Annotated in this window: 11 protein-coding genes; 1 reads left to right on the top strand and 10 read right to left on the bottom strand. The window is 72.7% G+C overall.

Going from position 1 to position 17,016, the window contains the following annotated elements:
- The 4 genes from ACFW6P_RS28645 to ACFW6P_RS28630 form a co-directional block, all read right to left on the bottom strand.
- Positions 1 to 4,076, bottom strand: a 4,076-nt coding sequence (locus ACFW6P_RS28645; RefSeq protein WP_386425313.1) for an Rne/Rng family ribonuclease, incomplete at its 3' end; no start/stop codon positions are given.
- A gap of 258 nt (positions 4,077 to 4,334) precedes the next feature.
- Positions 4,335 to 5,117, bottom strand: coding sequence for a TIGR03936 family radical SAM-associated protein (locus tag ACFW6P_RS28640; RefSeq protein ID WP_386359225.1), 783 nt, complete (start codon positions 5,115 to 5,117; stop codon positions 4,335 to 4,337).
- 48 nt (positions 5,118 to 5,165) lie between these two features.
- A complete protein-coding gene (locus ACFW6P_RS28635; RefSeq protein ID WP_386359229.1) occupies positions 5,166 to 6,338 on the bottom strand; it encodes a hypothetical protein in 1,173 nt (390 codons plus the stop codon).
- Positions 6,339 to 6,580: 242 nt separating this feature from the next.
- Entirely contained in the window at positions 6,581 to 6,802 is a 222-nt protein-coding gene (locus tag ACFW6P_RS28630; protein ID WP_386359228.1) for a helix-turn-helix domain-containing protein, read from the bottom strand.
- 242 nt (positions 6,803 to 7,044) lie between these two features.
- Between ACFW6P_RS28630 and ACFW6P_RS28625 the strand changes: the two genes are divergently transcribed.
- Positions 7,045 to 7,734: a GAF and ANTAR domain-containing protein gene (locus ACFW6P_RS28625; RefSeq protein WP_386359224.1), complete on the top strand. Its 690-nt coding sequence runs from the start codon at positions 7,045 to 7,047 to the stop codon at positions 7,732 to 7,734.
- 410 nt (positions 7,735 to 8,144) lie between these two features.
- Here ACFW6P_RS28625 and ACFW6P_RS28620 read toward each other — a convergent pair whose 3' ends face one another.
- From ACFW6P_RS28620 to mreC, 6 genes are all read right to left on the bottom strand, one after another.
- Positions 8,145 to 10,109, bottom strand: coding sequence for a TIGR03960 family B12-binding radical SAM protein (locus tag ACFW6P_RS28620; RefSeq protein WP_386359223.1), 1,965 nt, complete (start codon positions 10,107 to 10,109; stop codon positions 8,145 to 8,147).
- A 78-nt stretch (positions 10,110 to 10,187) separates the two neighbouring features.
- Positions 10,188 to 11,696, bottom strand: coding sequence for a CHAD domain-containing protein (locus tag ACFW6P_RS28615; RefSeq protein WP_386359222.1), 1,509 nt, complete (start codon positions 11,694 to 11,696; stop codon positions 10,188 to 10,190).
- 56 nt (positions 11,697 to 11,752) lie between these two features.
- Positions 11,753 to 12,955 carry a rod shape-determining protein RodA gene (rodA, locus tag ACFW6P_RS28610; protein ID WP_386359221.1) on the bottom strand — a complete coding sequence of 401 codons (1,203 nt, stop codon included), beginning with the start codon at positions 12,953 to 12,955 and terminating at the stop codon, positions 11,753 to 11,755.
- Complete coding sequence (gene mrdA / locus ACFW6P_RS28605; RefSeq protein WP_386359220.1) at positions 12,952 to 15,198, bottom strand: penicillin-binding protein 2; 2,247 nt, start codon at positions 15,196 to 15,198, stop codon at positions 12,952 to 12,954. The genes rodA and mrdA overlap by 4 nt, the downstream gene beginning before the upstream one ends.
- A gap of 115 nt (positions 15,199 to 15,313) precedes the next feature.
- Positions 15,314 to 15,988 carry a rod shape-determining protein MreD gene (mreD, locus tag ACFW6P_RS28600; protein ID WP_386359219.1) on the bottom strand — a complete coding sequence of 225 codons (675 nt, stop codon included), beginning with the start codon at positions 15,986 to 15,988 and terminating at the stop codon, positions 15,314 to 15,316.
- 12 nt (positions 15,989 to 16,000) lie between these two features.
- A complete protein-coding gene (mreC, locus tag ACFW6P_RS28595) occupies positions 16,001 to 16,948 on the bottom strand; it encodes a rod shape-determining protein MreC (protein ID WP_386359218.1) in 948 nt (315 codons plus the stop codon).
- Positions 16,949 to 17,016 lie beyond the last annotated feature (68 nt).

Raw genomic sequence — 17,016 nt, 5'->3', positions numbered from 1 at the left:
GCGGCCGACGGGACGACCACGACGGCCGTGTCCTCGGGCGCGGTGGGCGCGGTGGCCTTGCGCACGGCACGGCGCCGCGGACGGGCCGGGGCCGCGCTCTCGGCGGGCACCTCGGCCTGCGCGGCCGGCGCCTGCGCGGCCGGCGCCTGCGCGGCCGGCGCCTGCGCGGTCACCGCTGGGGCGGTCTCCGCGACCGTCACCACGGCCGCCTCGGCCCCGGCGGGAGAGCCGGCCGGCGCGGACACCTTGCGGGTCGCCCGGCGGCGGCCGCGGCCCTTGGGCGCGGCCTCCTCGGCGGTCGGGGCCTCGGCGGCGGCCTCGACGACCTGGTCCTCCACGGCCATCGGCTCGGCGTGCGCCTCGGCGGCCGGCTCCGGCTGGACCGGACGGGCGGCCCCCTCTGCGGCGGTCACCTCCTGCGCCGTCGGCGCCTCGGCCTGCTCGGTCTGCCCGATCTGCTCCGCCCTGTCCTTGCCGCGCCTGGACCCGTCCGTGCCGCGCTCGGCCCTCGGCTCGGCCGTCTCACCACGCGGCGAACCCGCGGGAGCCGACGCCCGCCGGCTCGACCGGCGCCGCGTCCGCCCGCGCGTGGCCGCGGCCTCCGCCTCGGCGGCGCTGCTGTACAGCTCCTCGTCGGGCTCGAAGGCCGGCTCGGGCAGGGCGATCGGCTCGGCGGCCTCGGCCCCCAGCTCGGCCTCGGTCTCCGCCTCCTGCTCGACGGTCTCGGCGGTCTCCACGGCCGCCTCGTGGAGGTGCGGCTGCTCGGCGGCACCGGCACGGGCCCGCTTCTTGCGCTTGCCGCCGCCCCCGGCCGAGGTCGGCTGCTCCATGTGCACGATGACACCGCGGCCGTTGCAGTGGACGCAGGTCTCCGAGAAGGACTCCAGCAGGCCCTGGCCCACCCGCTTGCGGGTCATCTGCACGAGCCCCAGCGAGGTCACCTCGGCGACCTGGTGCTTCGTACGGTCCCGGCCCAGGCACTCCAGCAGGCGCCGCAGCACCAGGTCCCGGTTGGACTCCAGCACCATGTCGATGAAGTCGATGACGATGATGCCGCCGAGGTCGCGCAGCCGCAGCTGACGCACGATCTCCTCGGCCGCCTCCAGGTTGTTCCTGGTGACCGTCTCCTCGAGGTTGCCGCCCTGACCGGTGAACTTGCCGGTGTTGACGTCGACCACGACCATCGCCTCGGTCCGGTCGATCACCAGCGAGCCGCCGCTGGGCAGCCAGACCTTGCGGTCCAGGGCCTTGGCGAGCTGCTCGTCGATCCGGTACGTGGCGAAGACGTCGACCTCGGAGGTCCACCTCTGCAACCGCTCGGCGAGGTCGGGCGCCACGTGCGAGACGTACCCGTGGATGGTCGACCAGGCCTCGTCACCGCTGACGACGACCTTGGAGAAGTCCTCGTTGAAGATGTCGCGGACGACCCGGACGGTCATGTCCGGCTCGCCGTACAGCAGCGTCGGAGCGTTGCCGTTCTTGGCCTTCTTCTGGATGTCCTCCCACTGCTGCTGCAGCCGCTCGACGTCCCGGCGCAGCTCGTCCTCGCTCGCGCCCTCGGCGGCGGTGCGCACGATGACGCCCGCGTCCTCGGGGACGATCTTCTTGAGGATGGTCTTCAGCCGGGCCCGCTCGGTGTCGGGCAGTTTGCGGCTGATGCCGGTCATGGAGCCCTCGGGCACGTACACGAGGTAGCGGCCCGGCAGGGAGACCTGGCTGGTGAGGCGGGCGCCCTTGTGCCCGATGGGGTCCTTCGTCACCTGGACGAGCACGGACTGGCCGGACTTCAGGGCGGACTCGATGCGCCGCGGCCCGTTGGACATGCCCAGCGCCTCGAAGTTGACCTCACCGGCGTACAGCACGGCGTTGCGGCCCTTGCCGATGTCGATGAAGGCGGCCTCCATCGACGGCAGCACGTTCTGCACCTTGCCGAGGTAGACGTTGCCGACGTACGAGGTCGACTGCTCCTTGTTGACGTAGTGCTCGACGAGCACGTTGTCCTCGAGCACGCCGATCTGCGTGCGGTCGCCGTGCTGGCGGACGACCATCACGCGCTCGACGGCCTCGCGCCGGGCGAGGAACTCGGCCTCGGTGATGATCGGCACGCGCCGGCGGCCCTGCTCGCGGCCTTCGCGGCGGCGCTGCTTCTTGGCCTCCAGACGGGTGGAGCCCTTGATGGACTGCACCTCGTCGGACGGCTCCGACTTCGGGCGGGGCTCGCGGACCTTGACGACCGTGCGCTCCGGGTCGTCCTCGGAGGGCTCGGCGTCCGTGCCGCTGTCACCGGCACGGCGACGGCGACGACGGCGCCGGCGGCTGCTGCTGGAGCCACCCCCGCCCGACTCGTCCCGGTCGGCGGACGCGGACTCCTCGGACTCCTCCTCGTCCTCCTCGGCGGTGTCCTCGGCGTCCTGCGCGGCGGCGACCTGCTCGGTGTCCGTGAACTCGCCCTCGCCCTCGGCGGACTCGCCCCGACGGCGGCGGCGACCACCCCGGCGGCGGCGCCGGCGCGAGCCCGTGCCGTCGGAGTCGTCCTGGTCGTCGCCGTCGGCGTGGTCCTCGGCGGACTCCTCGGCCTCGTCCGTCTCGTCCGTCTCGTCGGCGGCGGGCTCGGCGGCCCGGGCCTCGGGCTCCTCGCCGCCGCGGCGGCGACGCCGGCGGCGCGACCCGGAGGCCTGCTCGTCCCGGTCGTCCCGGTCGTCACGGGAGTCGTGGGTGGGCTGGGCGGCCCGGGTGTCCTGCGCGGACTCCTCCGGTTCCTCGGTCCCGGCGGCCTCGGCGGCGGCCGCCGCGGCGGCGGCGCGCTCCGGGGTCTGGAACTGGGGCTCGGTGAACACGGGCGCCTGGAACAGCGCGACGGCGGGGCGTGCGGGCCGTGCGGTCGTGTCGGCCTCGGAGTCACCGGCTGCCGCGGCCGCACGGGCGGCGGACTGCCTGGGCTGGGCGGGCTCGGCGAATCCGGCGGCGGCCCGGCGGACGACCCGGCGGCGGCGCCGCGGAGCGGCGTCCTCGGCGGGCTCGTCGGCGGCCCGGGCGGCGGGCGCGGCGTCGGCGGGCGCCTCGGACGCGGCGGGGGTCCCGGACGCGGCGGGGGCCTCGTCGGACGCTGCGGCGGCGGGAGCGGCCGCCTCGTCGGTGGTGGGCTCGGCGGCGGCCTCGGTCTTGGCCTTGGACCCGGCCTTCGACGTGCGGCGCGACGTGGAGCGGGTGTTCTCGGTCACTGGGGCCTTCGCCTCCTCGGGCGAGCCGACGCCGGCCTCGGCGGACGTGTCGGCGGAGACGGACGGACCGGCGTCGGCGCCGTCGTCCATCGCGGTGGCGGCGGCGTCCTGGGCCGCGGGCGCACCGGCGGGCGCGGAGGCAGGCCGCGAGGCGCGCCTGCGCACCCGGCGCGGGGCCTCGTCCTCGGTGGCGGCAGCGGCCTCGGTGGGTTCGCCGGTGGCGGCGGGCTCGGCGCCGCCCGGCGCGGTCTGCGCGGCGGCCGCCCCCGTCTCGGTGGCCTCGGCCGGAGCGGCGGCGGGCGTGCTGGCGCCGCGCGTCGCGCGACGCCGGGTGCGGCGGGGAGCGGCGTCCTCGGACACCTCGGCGGCGGGCGCGGCGGCCTCGGCCTGCTCCGCCGCCTCGGAGGCGGCGGGCGCGGCGGCACCGGCCGGCACCACGGTCTCGGCTGCGTCGGCGGACTGCGGGGACCCGGTCGGTGCGGAGGCCCGGCGCACCACTCGACGGCGCTTGCGAGCCGCGGGCGCGGCCTCATCGGAGACCTCGGCGGCGAGGGCCCCGGCGGCCTCCTGCTCCGCGGCGCTCACCGCGGTCTGCTCTTCGGCGCTCACCGCGGTCTGCTGCGCGGCGGCCCCCTCGACCTCGTCGGCCTCGGGATCGGCCTCGGCCAGGACCTCGGGATCAGCGGCCGGTATGGCCGGCGCGACGGTCTCGGCCGGCGTGTCGGAGGAGGCACCGGCGGGCGGTCCGGCCGGGCGGGAGGCGGCACGGCGCCGCCGGCGGGGCGGCAGGGTGTCGCTCGGTGTGTTCTGTTCGGAGCCCGTGGAGGACTCTGTGGGTTCGGTCGGTTCGAGCATGCGGGCTTTTCTCCCGTCAGGCTCCCGGGCGCCGCGCCTGGTCCGGCGATGCCGGTGACGTCCGCGGCTCGCGCTGTGCGCGTCGCCGCCGTCCGGGGCGCGGGCGCCGCACGGGAGCTCTCCGTGTCCTGTCTCGCCGGTTCCGTACGCCGAATGCGTACGGCCTGGCGAAAGTCTTCTGGTGGGTGCGCTGCCCGACCCAGGTGGCTCCCGAGTCCGAGGGCGGCGCTACGACGTCCGTCCCTACGCGGAACCTTCTTACGCCGGCGCCGTCGCGGCGGCAGGCGGTTCGGCCGTTGAGTGGGCCGTCGCTGCCTCGCGGTCGGGCGCGAGCGGGTCGGTCACCGTGCCGGTCTCTTCATCGAACAGCCCCTGCGCCAGCCTGGTCACCGCTGCGGGGACCGGCGGCGCCAGGTCGGCCACGGCGCGGAGACCGGACAGGACGTCGTCGGGTCGTACGGCAGGCGTCACGTGCCGAACAACCAGCCGCAGTATCGCACAGGGCTGGTCGGTCGGCCTATCAGCCTGCGGGCGGTGCGTTTCCGCGAGGTCGCGGACTTCCAGGGTCACGACGGCCGAGCGGGCGTCGAACGTACGGACGCCGTTCTTGGCGAGGCGCTTCACCTCGACGGTCTCGGCCGCGATGAAGGCGTCCGCCGCGCGGCGGGCCTCCTCCTGCGGCACCCCGTCCAGGCGCAGCTCCCACTCGGAGGCCGTCAGCCGGTCGGCGAGCCCCGAGGTGCGGGCCTCGACCGCCTCGACGATGTCGAGCCCGGAGGGCATCGACGCGTCGAGAAGGACCCTGAGCTGCTCCGGGTCGCGGGGCGCGGTGAGCGCGATCTCCAGGTACTCCGCCTCACTGCCCGTGCCGGTGGGTGCGGCATTGGCGTACGACACCTTCGGGTGCGGCGTGAAGCCGGCCGAGTAGGCCATCGGCACCTCGGCACGGCGCAACGCCCGCTCGAAGGCGCGCTGGAAGTCACGGTGGCTGGTGAACCGGAGGCGGCCGCGCTTGGTGTAGCGCAGTCGGATGCGCTGCACCGCGGGTGCGGGCGGCGGGCCTTCGGGCTGTCGCTTGCCCAGTGTCGTTCAGTCCTTCGTGAGAGCGGTCGTACTGCTACCAAGACTACGCGTCTCGCGGCCCGATGGTTCCCGCCGGTCGACGGGCCGGGGCCGCCCGGGCTCTCCGAGGAGCATCCGGCGGACGTCGGCGCGGGCCCGGCGTACGGACTCCCGGGCGGACGCGAGCGCCAGCCGGGTGGCGCGTGCGACACCGCGGGCGGCCTCGGCAGCGGGCCGCAGGACGGTGTCGCGCACGGCGTGTCCGACGGGCGTCAGCACGCTGCGGTACACCCATCGCAAGGGCTCGACGAAGATCCACCGCAGGAGGGTGCCGAGGAAGCGGCCGACGGCGAGCGAGAGGTGCCCGGCGATCCGCCAGGCGTGGCCGAAGGCGTCCCGCAGCTCCCTGTCGACGACGGCCAGGACCCGTCCGACCGGTGCGAGGACCCACCGCCACAAGGCGTGCGCGGGCAGGACGCACAGGATCCGGGCGGTCCAGTACAGGGCCGCACCGAAGCCCGTCCCGATCACGCGCAGCAGCCACATCAGCCCCTTGCCGCACCAGAGGAGCGCACGCCCGACGGGGACGAGCACCCAGGCGTACAGCCACACGGCGGGGACCACGACGCACCACCTCACGAGCCGGGTGACCACCGCGTACACACCCGTGCCGATCACGGCGAGCACGGCCCCGAGCCCCTTCAGGAGCCACATCAGGGCGTGCCCCACGGGCGTCAGCAGGCGCGCGTACACCCAGGCCAGGGCGGCGCCCACGGCGCCGGCGGCCCGGACCAGGGCGTGCCCCACCGGCGTCAGCACGTGCCGGTACAGCCAGGACAGGGGCACGGCGAGGAGCACGTGCCCCAGCCACCCGAGCCCCCGGCCGACCGGTACGAGGACGTACCGCCACAGTCCGACGAACGGCCAGACGAACACCGCCCGCCCGAGCCACGGCAGGACCCGGCCGAGCGGCCGCAGCAGCGTGTCGTACAGGAACCGCCCGGCCACGACGAGCGCGTCCCACACCAGCCGTACGGGGACGACCAGGACGAGCACCACGATCCGCACGGGCAGCCGGATCGCGACGGCGAGGCAGCCCTCCGGCGCCTCCGGCTCCCGCCGCGCGGGCGGCGCGGCCGGGCTCCGGAGCGGATCGACCCGGGGAACGGGGGCCGCGGGTGACGGTTTCTGCAGGTCCATACCGTCGTAGACGCCTCCGGGCGCCGTCCGGATCCCGTGTCGCACGGTCGCGTTCCCGTCGCACGTCGCGTTCCGCGTCACGGCCACCCGGCCCGGGCCCCGGGGCAACCGCCGCGGCGGCTCCCGGAAGCAGCCGTACCGGGCGTACGAGGGAGACATCCGGAGGCCGGAGTGCACGGCGACCCGCTCCCGCCCGAGCTCACGGACCCCGTCGTCCGACGGCGATGCACTCCGTCAGGGCGTCACTGCTCGGCGGGCACGTCCGCCTCCCAGCGCAGCAGGTCGCCCGGCTGGCAGTCCAGCACCTCGCAGAGCGCGGCCAGGGTCGAGAAGCGGACCGCCTTGGCGCGGCCGTTCTTGAGGACCGCGAGGTTGGCGGGGGTGATGCCGACGCGTTCGGCGAGCTCGCCCACGGACATCTTGCGCCGGGCCAGCATCACGTCGACGTCGACGGCGATCGGCATCAGACGACCCCCCTTCCCGTTCGGCCCGCATCAGGGTCGCGTCGACGTCCCGGGCGACGGCCCGCGCGAGGAGCGTCCGCGGCACGAGCACCACCCGCGCGCCGCCAACACGACCACGACGACCCTCTCCATCCACCGACTTACGACGAAAAACTATCGAGAAACGATCGAACCGGCAAGGCGCCTGGGAGGGACACGGCGGGGTAGGAGCGTCACGAGGGAAACGGACCGAAGGGGAGACGGTGGACTGGCGTTTGTTCGCACAGCGGATGGCATCCATGGCGCGGGACCTGCTGGCCCAGGGGTCGGTCGGATCCACCCTGGAGCGCATCACCCACTCGGCCGTCGAGCGGGTGTCCGGCTGCGACGCGGCCGGGATCCTCCTGCTGCACGGCACACGCGTGGAGACCCTCGCCCCGACCCACGACCTGGTCGTCGAGAGCGACCGGCTCCAGGAGAGCCTCGGCGAGGGCCCCTGCTTCGACGCGGCGCGCCCCGACACCGATGAGCGCGTGTTCCGCATCGCGGACTTCGGCGACGAGGAGCCGCGCTGGCCCCGGTACGCCGCGCGGGCCCACGACCTGGGCGTGGGCAGCATGATGGGCTTCCTGCTGTACACCGACGACGAGGAACTCGGCGCACTCAACCTCTATTCGCGCCGTCCCGGATCCTTCACGGAGGACAGCGAGACCGCCGGCTGGCTGCTGGCCTCCCACGCGGCCGTCGCCTTCGCCAGCGCCCGCAGCCACTGTCAGATGGAACAGGCCCTGGCCACGCGCCATGTCATCGGCGAGGCCATGGGCATCCTCATGGGCAGCCACCGGCTCACCGAGGACCAGGCCTTCGACGTGCTGCGCCGCTTCTCCCAGGAGAACAACGTCAAGCTCCGGGAGGTCGCCCGGCAGGTATGCGAGAAGGGCGGCCTCGACTGAGCCCGCCCTCCTCGGACGGCTCCCCCAGCACCCATTCCGAACCGGGGGAACCTGGCCGGGCCGGATCCCCGGGGGAGCGCACCGACCCTGCCTGTTGAGCGGGTCCCCCGGAGGACTCCGTTCTCACCTCGCGATGTGAGGACATGTGCCACAACGGCCCGGCCGTCCCCGGCCGTCCATCCCGGGGGCGCGGCGGGAGCCGGGTACCGGGCCGTTCAGGCGCGCGCAGGTGAGGCGGTCGACCCGCTCGTGCGCGTAGCCGACCGTGACGGCCGGCGCATGGCACTCCAGCCCGGTGTCGTGCCGGCAGTCGGCCATCCTGCACGCGCCGACCCTGCCGGTCACGGACGGCTCCCCGCCGTGAAGGCCCGCGCCCGTGAAGGTGTCGCAGAGCGGCTCAGGCTCTCGGGTCAGTGCCTGTGCCCACCCGGCGCCGCCGCCGCGTTGTTCACCGTCAGCGGCAGCAGCTTCTTCCCGGTCGGACCGATTTGTATGGCCGTGTCCATCTGCGGACACACCCCGCAATCGAAGCACGGCGTCCAGCGGCAGTCCTCGACCTCCGTCTCGTCGAGGGCGTCCTGCCAGTCCTCCCAGAGCCAGTCCTTGTCGAGCCCCGAGTCGAGGTGGTCCCAGGGGAGGACCTCCTCGTAGGTGCGCTCGCGGGTGGTGTACCAGTCGACGTCCACGCCGGAGGCGGCCAGGGCCTTGTCGGCGCAGCGCATCCAGCGGTCGTAGGAGAAGTGCTCGCGCCAGCCGTCGAAGCGGCCGCCGTCGTCGTAGACCGCGCGGATGACCGCGCCGATGCGGCGGTCGCCGCGGGAGAGCAGGCCCTCGACGATGCCGGGCTTGCCGTCGTGGTAGCGGAAGCCGATCGAGCGGCCGTAGCGCTTGTCGCCGCGGATCTTGTCGCGGAGCTTGGCCAGGCGCTCGTCGGTCTCCTCGGCGGAGAGCTGCGGCGCCCACTGGAAGGGGGTGTGGGGCTTGGGGACGAAGCCGCCGATGGACACCGTGCAGCGGATGTCGTTGGACTTCGACACCTCGCGGCCCTTGGCGATGACCTTCGTCGCCATGTCGGCGATCTGCAGGACGTCCTCGTCGGTCTCGGTCGGCAGGCCGCACATGAAGTACAGCTTCACCTGGCGCCAGCCGTTGCCGTAGGCGGTGGCGACCGTGCGGATCAGGTCGTCCTCGGAGACCATCTTGTTGATGACCTTGCGGATGCGCTCCGAGCCGCCCTCGGGGGCGAAGGTCAGGCCGGAGCGGCGGCCGTTGCGGGTCAGCTCGTCGGCCAGGTCGATGTTGAAGGCGTCGACGCGGGTGGACGGCAGCGACAGGCCGATCTTGTCGTCCTCGTAGCGGTCCGCGAGGCCCTTGGCGATGTCGCCGATCTCGCTGTGGTCCGCCGAGGAGAGCGACAGCAGGCCGACCTCCTCGAAGCCCGTCGCCTTCAGGCCCTGCTCGACCATGTCGCCGATGCCGGTGATCGAGCGCTCCCGGACCGGGCGGGTGATCATGCCGGCCTGGCAGAAGCGGCAGCCGCGGGTGCAGCCGCGGAAGATCTCCACCGACATGCGCTCGTGGACCGTCTCGGCGAGCGGGACGAGGGGCTGCTTGGGGTAGGGCCACTCGTCGAGGTCCATGACGGTGTGCTTGGACACGCGCCACGGGACGCCCGAGCGGTTGGGGACGACGCGGGCGATGCGGCCGTCGGGGAGGTACTCCACGTCGTAGAACGCGGGGATGTACACGCCGCCCGTCTTCGCCAGGCGGAACAGGACCTCCTCGCGGCCGCCGGGGCGGCCCTGCGCCTTCCACTCGCGGATGATCCGCGTCATGTCGAGGACGGCCTGCTCGCCGTCGCCGATCACGGCGGCGTCGATGAAGTCGGCGATCGGCTCGGGGTTGAACGCGGCGTGGCCGCCGGCCAGGACGATCGGGTCGTCGACGGTCCGGTCCCCGGACTCCAGCGGGATGCCCGCCAGGTCGAGTGCGGCCAGCATGTTGGTGTAGCCGAGCTCGGTGGAGAAGGACAGGCCGAACACGTCGAACGCCTTGACCGGGCGGTGGCTGTCGACCGTGAACTGCGGGACGCGGTGCTCCCGCATCAGCTCCTCCAGGTCCGGCCACACGCTGTAGGTGCGCTCGGCGAGGACGCCCTGCTGCTCGTTGAGGACCTCGTAGAGGATCATGACGCCCTGGTTGGGCAGGCCGACCTCGTAGGCGTCCGGGTACATGAGCGCCCAGCGGACGTCGCAGGAGTCCCAGTCCTTGACCGTGGAGTTGAGCTCTCCGCCGACGTACTGGATCGGCTTCTGCACATGCGGGAGCAGAGCTTCGAGCTGCGGGAACACAGACTCGGCGGCTTCGGCAGGCATCTCGGGAACCTTTGTGTGCTGACAGGGGTGACCATCCAGACTAACGCGATCGGGGCACCTCTCCGCACGCCCTGGTGATCACAGGCTCGCCGCCGCGCCCCTGATCTTGTCCCAGACGGCGGGCAGTTCGATCTCCACGCGCCGGGCGCGCTGCTCCTCGCGCTCGTGGAGCAGGCCGTAGGTGAAGGCGCTCTCCCCCGCCGCGTGGGCGACCGCCGAGAGTTCGCGGAGGGTCTGCCGGGCCATCACGCTGTCCTGGTGCTCGCCGAGCAGGCTCTGCAGCGACTTCATGGACCTGATCATGCTCTTGGCAGGCTTGCCGAGGGCCGGGCCGGCCGCCTCCGCCGCGTAGCGGGTGCGCTTGGTCTTCTTGCGGGCGTCGTGCAGGGCGGCGTCGCGGTCGGTGCCGGGGTCGAGTTCCAGGGCCTGCTCGACGAGGGCGGCGACCTTGCGGAAGTCCTTCTTCACGGCCTTGGCGAGGGCCTTGCGGGGCTTGTTCGCGGCCGCCTTCGTCAGCGGCGGGTCGGCGATCAGGGCGTCCAGGCTGTCGAGCAGGGCCAGGTAGCGCCGGGAGTCCAGGATGGCGAGGATCTGGCCGTGGGCGCCGCTGTGCTCGGCGTCGGCCCAGGAGTGCAGGCGGTGTGCGATCGGGCCGCGGACCAGGTCGGCGGGGACATCGGCGAGGGACGTGTTCAGCCGTTCGGCGAGCACCTCGCGGTCGCGTTCCAGGCCCAGCTCGGCGGCCAGCCATTTCAGCTCGTCGGCGATGGGGCCGGTGACGGTCCGGTCGAGGATGCCGCCGAACGACTTGAAGGTGCTGCGCAGCCGGCGGGTGGCGACGCGCATGCGGTGCACGGCGTCCTCGGTGTCCTGGCGGACGGCCGGGTCGAGCGTCAGGATCTCGTCCCGTTGGGCGCGCACGTACGCCATCACGTGGTCCCCCGCGGTCACCGGGTCCCCGGCGGGGGCGGACGGGTGGACGGGGGGCGGGGGTGCGGTCTCCCGCAGGGCCCGTGTCAGCTTGGACGCCGATGTCGACGGCCTGACGCCCGCCTTGCGCAGCTTCTTGTCGACCTTGTCGAGGAAGGCCGGGTCCGCGCCGTCGGCGAGTTCCACCTCGATCTCGGTCCAGCGCACTTCGCCACCGCCGTCGGTGAGGCGCTCGGCGTGCACGGAGTCGACGGCGACCTCGGCGAGCAGCCGGCCCTCGGCGTCGAGGAGGTGGGTCAGGTCCCGGTCGGAGCGCAGCCGGACCACGGGCAGCAGCTTCCGGTCGCGAACGCGGGAGCGGACGAGAGCGGCGAGGGTGTCGGGGAGGGTGCCGGAGAGCGGGGCGTGGATCTCGTCGCGCACGCCCGGGGCGACGGGGAACTTGAGGTGCCATCCGGCGTCGGAGCCGCCGGTGCGGCGGCGCAGGGTGATCTTGGAGGCGGCGAGGCGTTCGTCGGCGGTGTCGTGGTAGACGGCGTCGAGGTGGGTCACGCCCTTGTGGACGGCTTTCGCGACCCCGGTGACCGTGGTCAGGTCGGGAAGGCCGGCGCCTCCGGACTCGTACTTCCGCTCGATCTCGCGTTTGGTGTCCGCCATGCACCGAATCTAGTCGGCCGGGGCGCGGGACGTCAGGGGGACGCCCCGCCCGTGTCTCAGGCCGACAACGGCCGCTGCACCCTGATCGACTGCAGGAGGCCGACCGCTATCCACACGGCGAACATCGAGGAACCGCCGTAGGAGACGAACGGCAGGGGCAGGCCGGTGACGGGCATGATGCCGAGCGTCATGCCGATGTTCTCGAACGTCTGGAAGGCGAACCAGGCGATGATGCCCGCGGCCACGACCGTGCCGTACAGGTCGCTGGTGTCGCGGGCGATGCGGCAGGCCCGCCACAGGACGATGCCGAGCAGCAGGATGATCAGCCCGCCGCCGAGGAAGCCGAGCTCCTCGCCCGCGACGGTGAAGACGAAGTCGGTCTGCTGCTCGGGCACGAACTGGCCGGTGGTCTGCGAGCCGTGGAAGAGGCCGGAGCCGGTCAGTCCGCCGGAGCCGATGGCGATGCGGGCCTGGTTGGTGTTGTAGCCGACGCCGGCCGGGTCGAGCTCGGGGTTGGCGAAGGCGGCGAAGCGGTTGATCTGGTAGTCGTCGAGGATGCCGAGCTGCCAGACGGCGATCGCGCCCGTGGCTCCGGCGCCGATCAGGCCGAACACCCAGCGGTTGGTGGCGCCGGAGGCGAGCAGCACACCGAGCACGATGATGACCATGACCATGACCGACCCGAGGTCGGGCATGAGCATCACGATCAGCATGGGTACGGCGGCCAGGCCCAGGGCCTGTACGACCGTGCGGTGGTCGGGGTACTGCCGGTCGCCCGCGTCGACCCGGGCCGCCAGGAGCATCGCCATGCCCAGGATGATCGTGATCTTCACGAACTCCGAGGGCTGCAGCGAGAAGCCGCCGGGCAGCTTGATCCAGGAGTGGGCGCCGTTGACGGTGGAGCCGAGCGGGGTGAGCACCAGCAGGATCAGCAGCAGGGAGAAGCCGTAGAGGACGGGCACGGCCGTGCGCAGGCCGCGGTGGCCGAGCCAGATCGTGCCGACCATCAGGGCGAGGCCGATGCCGGTGTTCAGCAGGTGCCGGATCAGGAAGTAGTACGGGTCGCCCTGGTTGAGCTCGGTGCGGTTGCGGGTCGCCGAGTAGACGAGGAGCGTGCCGAGCAGCGACAGGGCCGTCGCCGACAGCAGGATCGGCCAGTCGAGCCGCCGTGCCACCGAGTCGCGGGCCAGCAGCCGGGTCAAGCCGGAGCGCTCGGGTCCGTAGCCGGAGACCTGGAAGCTGTTCACACCGCCGGTCATGTGGGCAACCTCCGGCTTCCCCGCCGGCGCCGGCGCCTTCGGGTGTCGCGGTTCTCGGGGGACGGCGGGGCCGATGTGGCCGGCTGGAGCGGGTCCGCCGGGGCGTTCGGGTCCTTCTTGTCGGCCTGGCGGTCCTTGGCCGGGTCCTTGGGGACCTTCGGGGAGGCGATGGTGCCGTCCGTCTTGACCTTGGGGAGGGTCTTCTGCGGTGTGGGCAGCAGGGCCTTCTTGGAGTCGATGTCGCCGGCCTCGGAGACGCCGTAGAGCGCGTTGTAGATGTTGCGCACGGCGGGGCCGGAGGCGCCGGAGCCCGTACCACCCTGGGAGATCGTCATGACGACCGCGTAGTCCTTGGTGTACGTGGCGAACCAGGAGGTGGTCTGCTTGCCGTAGACCTCCGCGGTACCCGTCTTGGCGTGCATCGGGATCTCGTCCTGCGGCCAGCCGCCGAACCTCCAGGCGGCCGTACCGCGGGTGGCGACGCCGGCGAGGGCCTCGTCCACCTCGTCGCGGGTCTTCTGCGTCATCGGCAGCTTGCCGTGCGCCTTCGGCTTGATCGGGGTGACGGTCCTGCCGTCGGCGCTGATGACGGCCTTGCCGACGGAGGGCGTGTACATCGTGCCGCCGTTGGAGATGGCGGCGTAGATGGTGGCCATCTGGATGGGCGTGACGAGTGTGTCGCCCTGGCCGATGGAGTAGTTGACGGAGTCACCGGCGCGCATGCGGTTGCCTTCGAGGCAGTTCTCGTAGGCGATCTTCTCGGCGTAGCTGCCGTCGCGCTTGCCGGTGCGGCACCAGGCGTCCTTGTTGGCCTTCCAGTAGTTCAGCTTCCACTGGCGGTCGGGGACGCGGCCGGTGACCTCGTTGGGCAGGTCGATGCCGGTCTCCTTGCCGAGGCCGAACTGGTGGGCGGTCTTGTAGAACCAGTCGTTGGCGTCCTTCTTCGGCTTGGTGCCGCCGTCGCGCTTCCACTCCTCGTGCGCGAGGCGGTAGAAGACCGTGTCGCAGGAGACCTCCAGGGCGCGGCCGAGGCTGATCGCCCCGTATCCCTTGGACTCGAAGTTCTTGAAGACCTGGCCGCCGATGGAGTACGAGCTGGAGCACTCGTAGGGGCCGTCGAAGGAGTAGCCGGCGTTGACCGCGGCGGCGGTCGGGATGACCTTGAAGATGGAGCCGGGGGCGGACTGGCCCTGGATGGCGCGGTTGAGCAGCGGGTAGTTGGAGTTCTTGCCGGTGAGCCGGGCGTAGTCCTTGGCGGAGATGCCGCCGACCCAGGCGTTCGGGTCGTAGGTGGGGTTGGAGGCCATGGCGACGACGCGGCCGGTCTTGGCCTCCATGACGACGACGGCGCCGGAGTCGGCCTTGTAGTTGGTGCCGGTGTTGCGGTCGTACTCCTTGCGGGCCTGCTTCATGGCCTCGTTCAGCTCGTACTCGGCGATCCGCTGGACGCGGGCGTCGATGCTGGTGACGAGGTTGTCGCCGGGCCGGGTGGGGTCCGCCTCGGCCTGGCCGATGACGCGGCCGAGGTTGTCGACCTCGTAGCGGGTGACGCCGGCCTTGCCGCGCAGCTGCTTGTCGTACTGGCGCTCGAGGCCGGAGCGGCCGACCTGGTCGGAGCGCAGGTAGGGCGAGTCTGTGTCCTGGGCCTTCTTGATCTCCTCGTCGGTGACCGGGGAGAGGTAGCCGAGGACCTGGGCGGTGTTGGCCTTGCCGGGGCTCGGGTAGCGGCGCACGGCCTGCGGCTCGGCGGTGATGCCGGGGAAGTCCTCGGCGCGCTCGCGGATCTGCAGGGCCTGCTTGGCGGTGGCCTCGTCGGTGATGGGGATGGGCTGGTAGGGCGAGCCGTTCCAGCAGGGCTGGGGCGTCTCGGCGTCGCACAGCCGGACCTTCTCCATGACCTCCTTGGGGGTCATGTCCAGGACGCCGGCGAGCTTGGTGAGGACCTCCTCGCCGTCGTCCCTCATCGTCAGCAGGTCGGTGCGGGAGGCGGAGACCACCAGCCGGGTCTCGTTGTCGGCGAGGGCCACGCCGCGGGCGTCCAGGATGGAGCCGCGGACGGCGGGCTGGACGACCTGCTGGACGTGGTTGCCGGAGGCCTCCTTGGCGTAGGCCGCGCCCTCACGGATCTGGAGGTACCACAGGCGTCCGCCGAGGGTGAGCAGGAGGGACAGGACGAGGACCTGGATGACGACGAGCCGGATCTGGACCCGTGGGTTCCTGCCGGTCTCGGGAATGTTGGTCACTGCGGCTGCCTCCCCCGCTCGAAACGCGTGCGGATGTGCGGGTACGACTGATGAACGCCCGTCCTCGAACCGGCGTTCCTCCTGGACCGACCCGTTCGGGTGAACTTCCCTGCGGTCACAGGCGCTTGACCCCCTTGATGCGCCCGGCGCGCGCCACCCGGGCACGGGCCGCCTTCACCCGCAGTCCGTTGCGCTGGCTGCCGATCTTCAGGCCGGTGCCGCCGGCGAGCCAGCCGGAGGAGATGTCCGTGGCCTTGGCGGCGGCCGCGGTCGATTCCGCGAGGGGATCGTTCTCGGCGCGGCGGGCCAGGGCCATGACTCCCGGTACGACGAACGGCGCGAGCAGCAGGTCGTACAGGGCGGCCGTGAACAGCAGGCTGCCGAGCCCCACATGGCGGGCTGCGGTGTCCCCGACGAGGGCGCCGACCCCGGCGTAGAGCATCGTGGAGCCGAGGGCGGCGGCGACGACCACGACCATGGGTCCGGTCGCGGACTTCAGCTGGCCCGTCTCGGGCTTGACCAGACCGGCGAGATAGCCGATGACGCACAGCACGAGGGCGTAGCGGCCGGCCGCGTGGTCGGCCGGTGGGGCGAGGTCCGCGAGGAGGCCCGCTCCGAAGCCGATCAGGGCGCCGCCGACGTGGCCGTACACCAGGGCGAGACCGAGGACGGTCAGCAGCATGAGGTCGGGCACCGCGCCCGGCAGGTGCAGGCGGGCGAGGACGCTCACCTGGATCACCAGGGCGACGACGACCAGGGCGGAGGAGAGCAGGATCCGGTTGACGCGCATGGGTGACAGCTCCTACTGCTCTTGCTGGTTCTGGCCGTCCGCGGGCGCCTCGGCGGACGGGGTCACGGTCACCGTCACCGTCGGCCGGGGGGTGGGCTTGGGCTTGGGCGGGAGCACCGTGTCACGCGGGTCCTTCTTCGGGGCCTGGACGACGACACCGACGATGTCGAGCTTGGTGAAGCCGGCGTACGGCGTGACGTAGAGGGTGCGGGTGAGTCCGCCGCCGGAGGGGTCGACGCGGGAGACGACGCCGACGGGCACGCCGGGCACGAACGGCCGGTCGGCCTGCGAGCCGAAGGTGACCAGGCGGTCGCCCTTCTTCACCTCGGCCTTGCCGTTGAGGAGCTCCACCCGCAGCGGTCGGTCGCCCTGGCCGGAGGCGAAGCCGAGTTCGTCGCCGGACTCCATGCGGGTGCCGACCGTGAAGTCGGGGTCGCTGGCGAGCAGGACGGTGGCGGTGTGGGGGCCGACGGTGGTGACGCGGCCGACCAGCCCGTCGCCGTTCAGGACGGTCATGTCGCGCTTGATGCCGTCGTTGGCGCCGACGTCGATGGTGATGGTCCACGAGAAGCCCTGGGCGGCTCCGATGGCGATGACCTCGGCGCCCTTGATGCCGTACTGGCCCCGGCCCGCGACCTTCAGCATCTTGTCGAGCTGCTTGAGCCGGCTGCGGGCGCGGTCGTCGCTTCCGAGGCGGGCCTTCAGGGCCGCGTTCTCCTGCTCCAGCGCGGCGAGCCGGTCGTGCCGCTCGCCGGAGTCACGGATCGCGGAGACGGCGTTGCCGACCGGGTCGACGGCGGACGACACCCCGCTCTCGATCGGGCCGAAGACCGTCGCCGCGGCCTGCCGGGCACCGTCGACGGGCGAGTCCTCCCCACCGCGGATGTCCACCGTGATCAGCGCGAACGCGATGGCGATCAGCAGCACCAGGAGCAGCCGGCTCTCTCGTGTGTCCCTCACGTGCGGCGGCCGTGCCTTCCTCATAGGAATTCGGGAAGCCCCAGGGAAACCCGAGGGGCTGCTTTGCG

It is taken from the genome of Streptomyces sp. NPDC058741 (genome assembly GCF_042746715.1).
In the GTDB taxonomy this organism is placed as follows: domain Bacteria; phylum Actinomycetota; class Actinomycetes; order Streptomycetales; family Streptomycetaceae; genus Streptomyces.
Note: the sequence above shows the minus strand (reverse complement) of the source record. Positions and strands in the feature narration are given on the sequence as shown.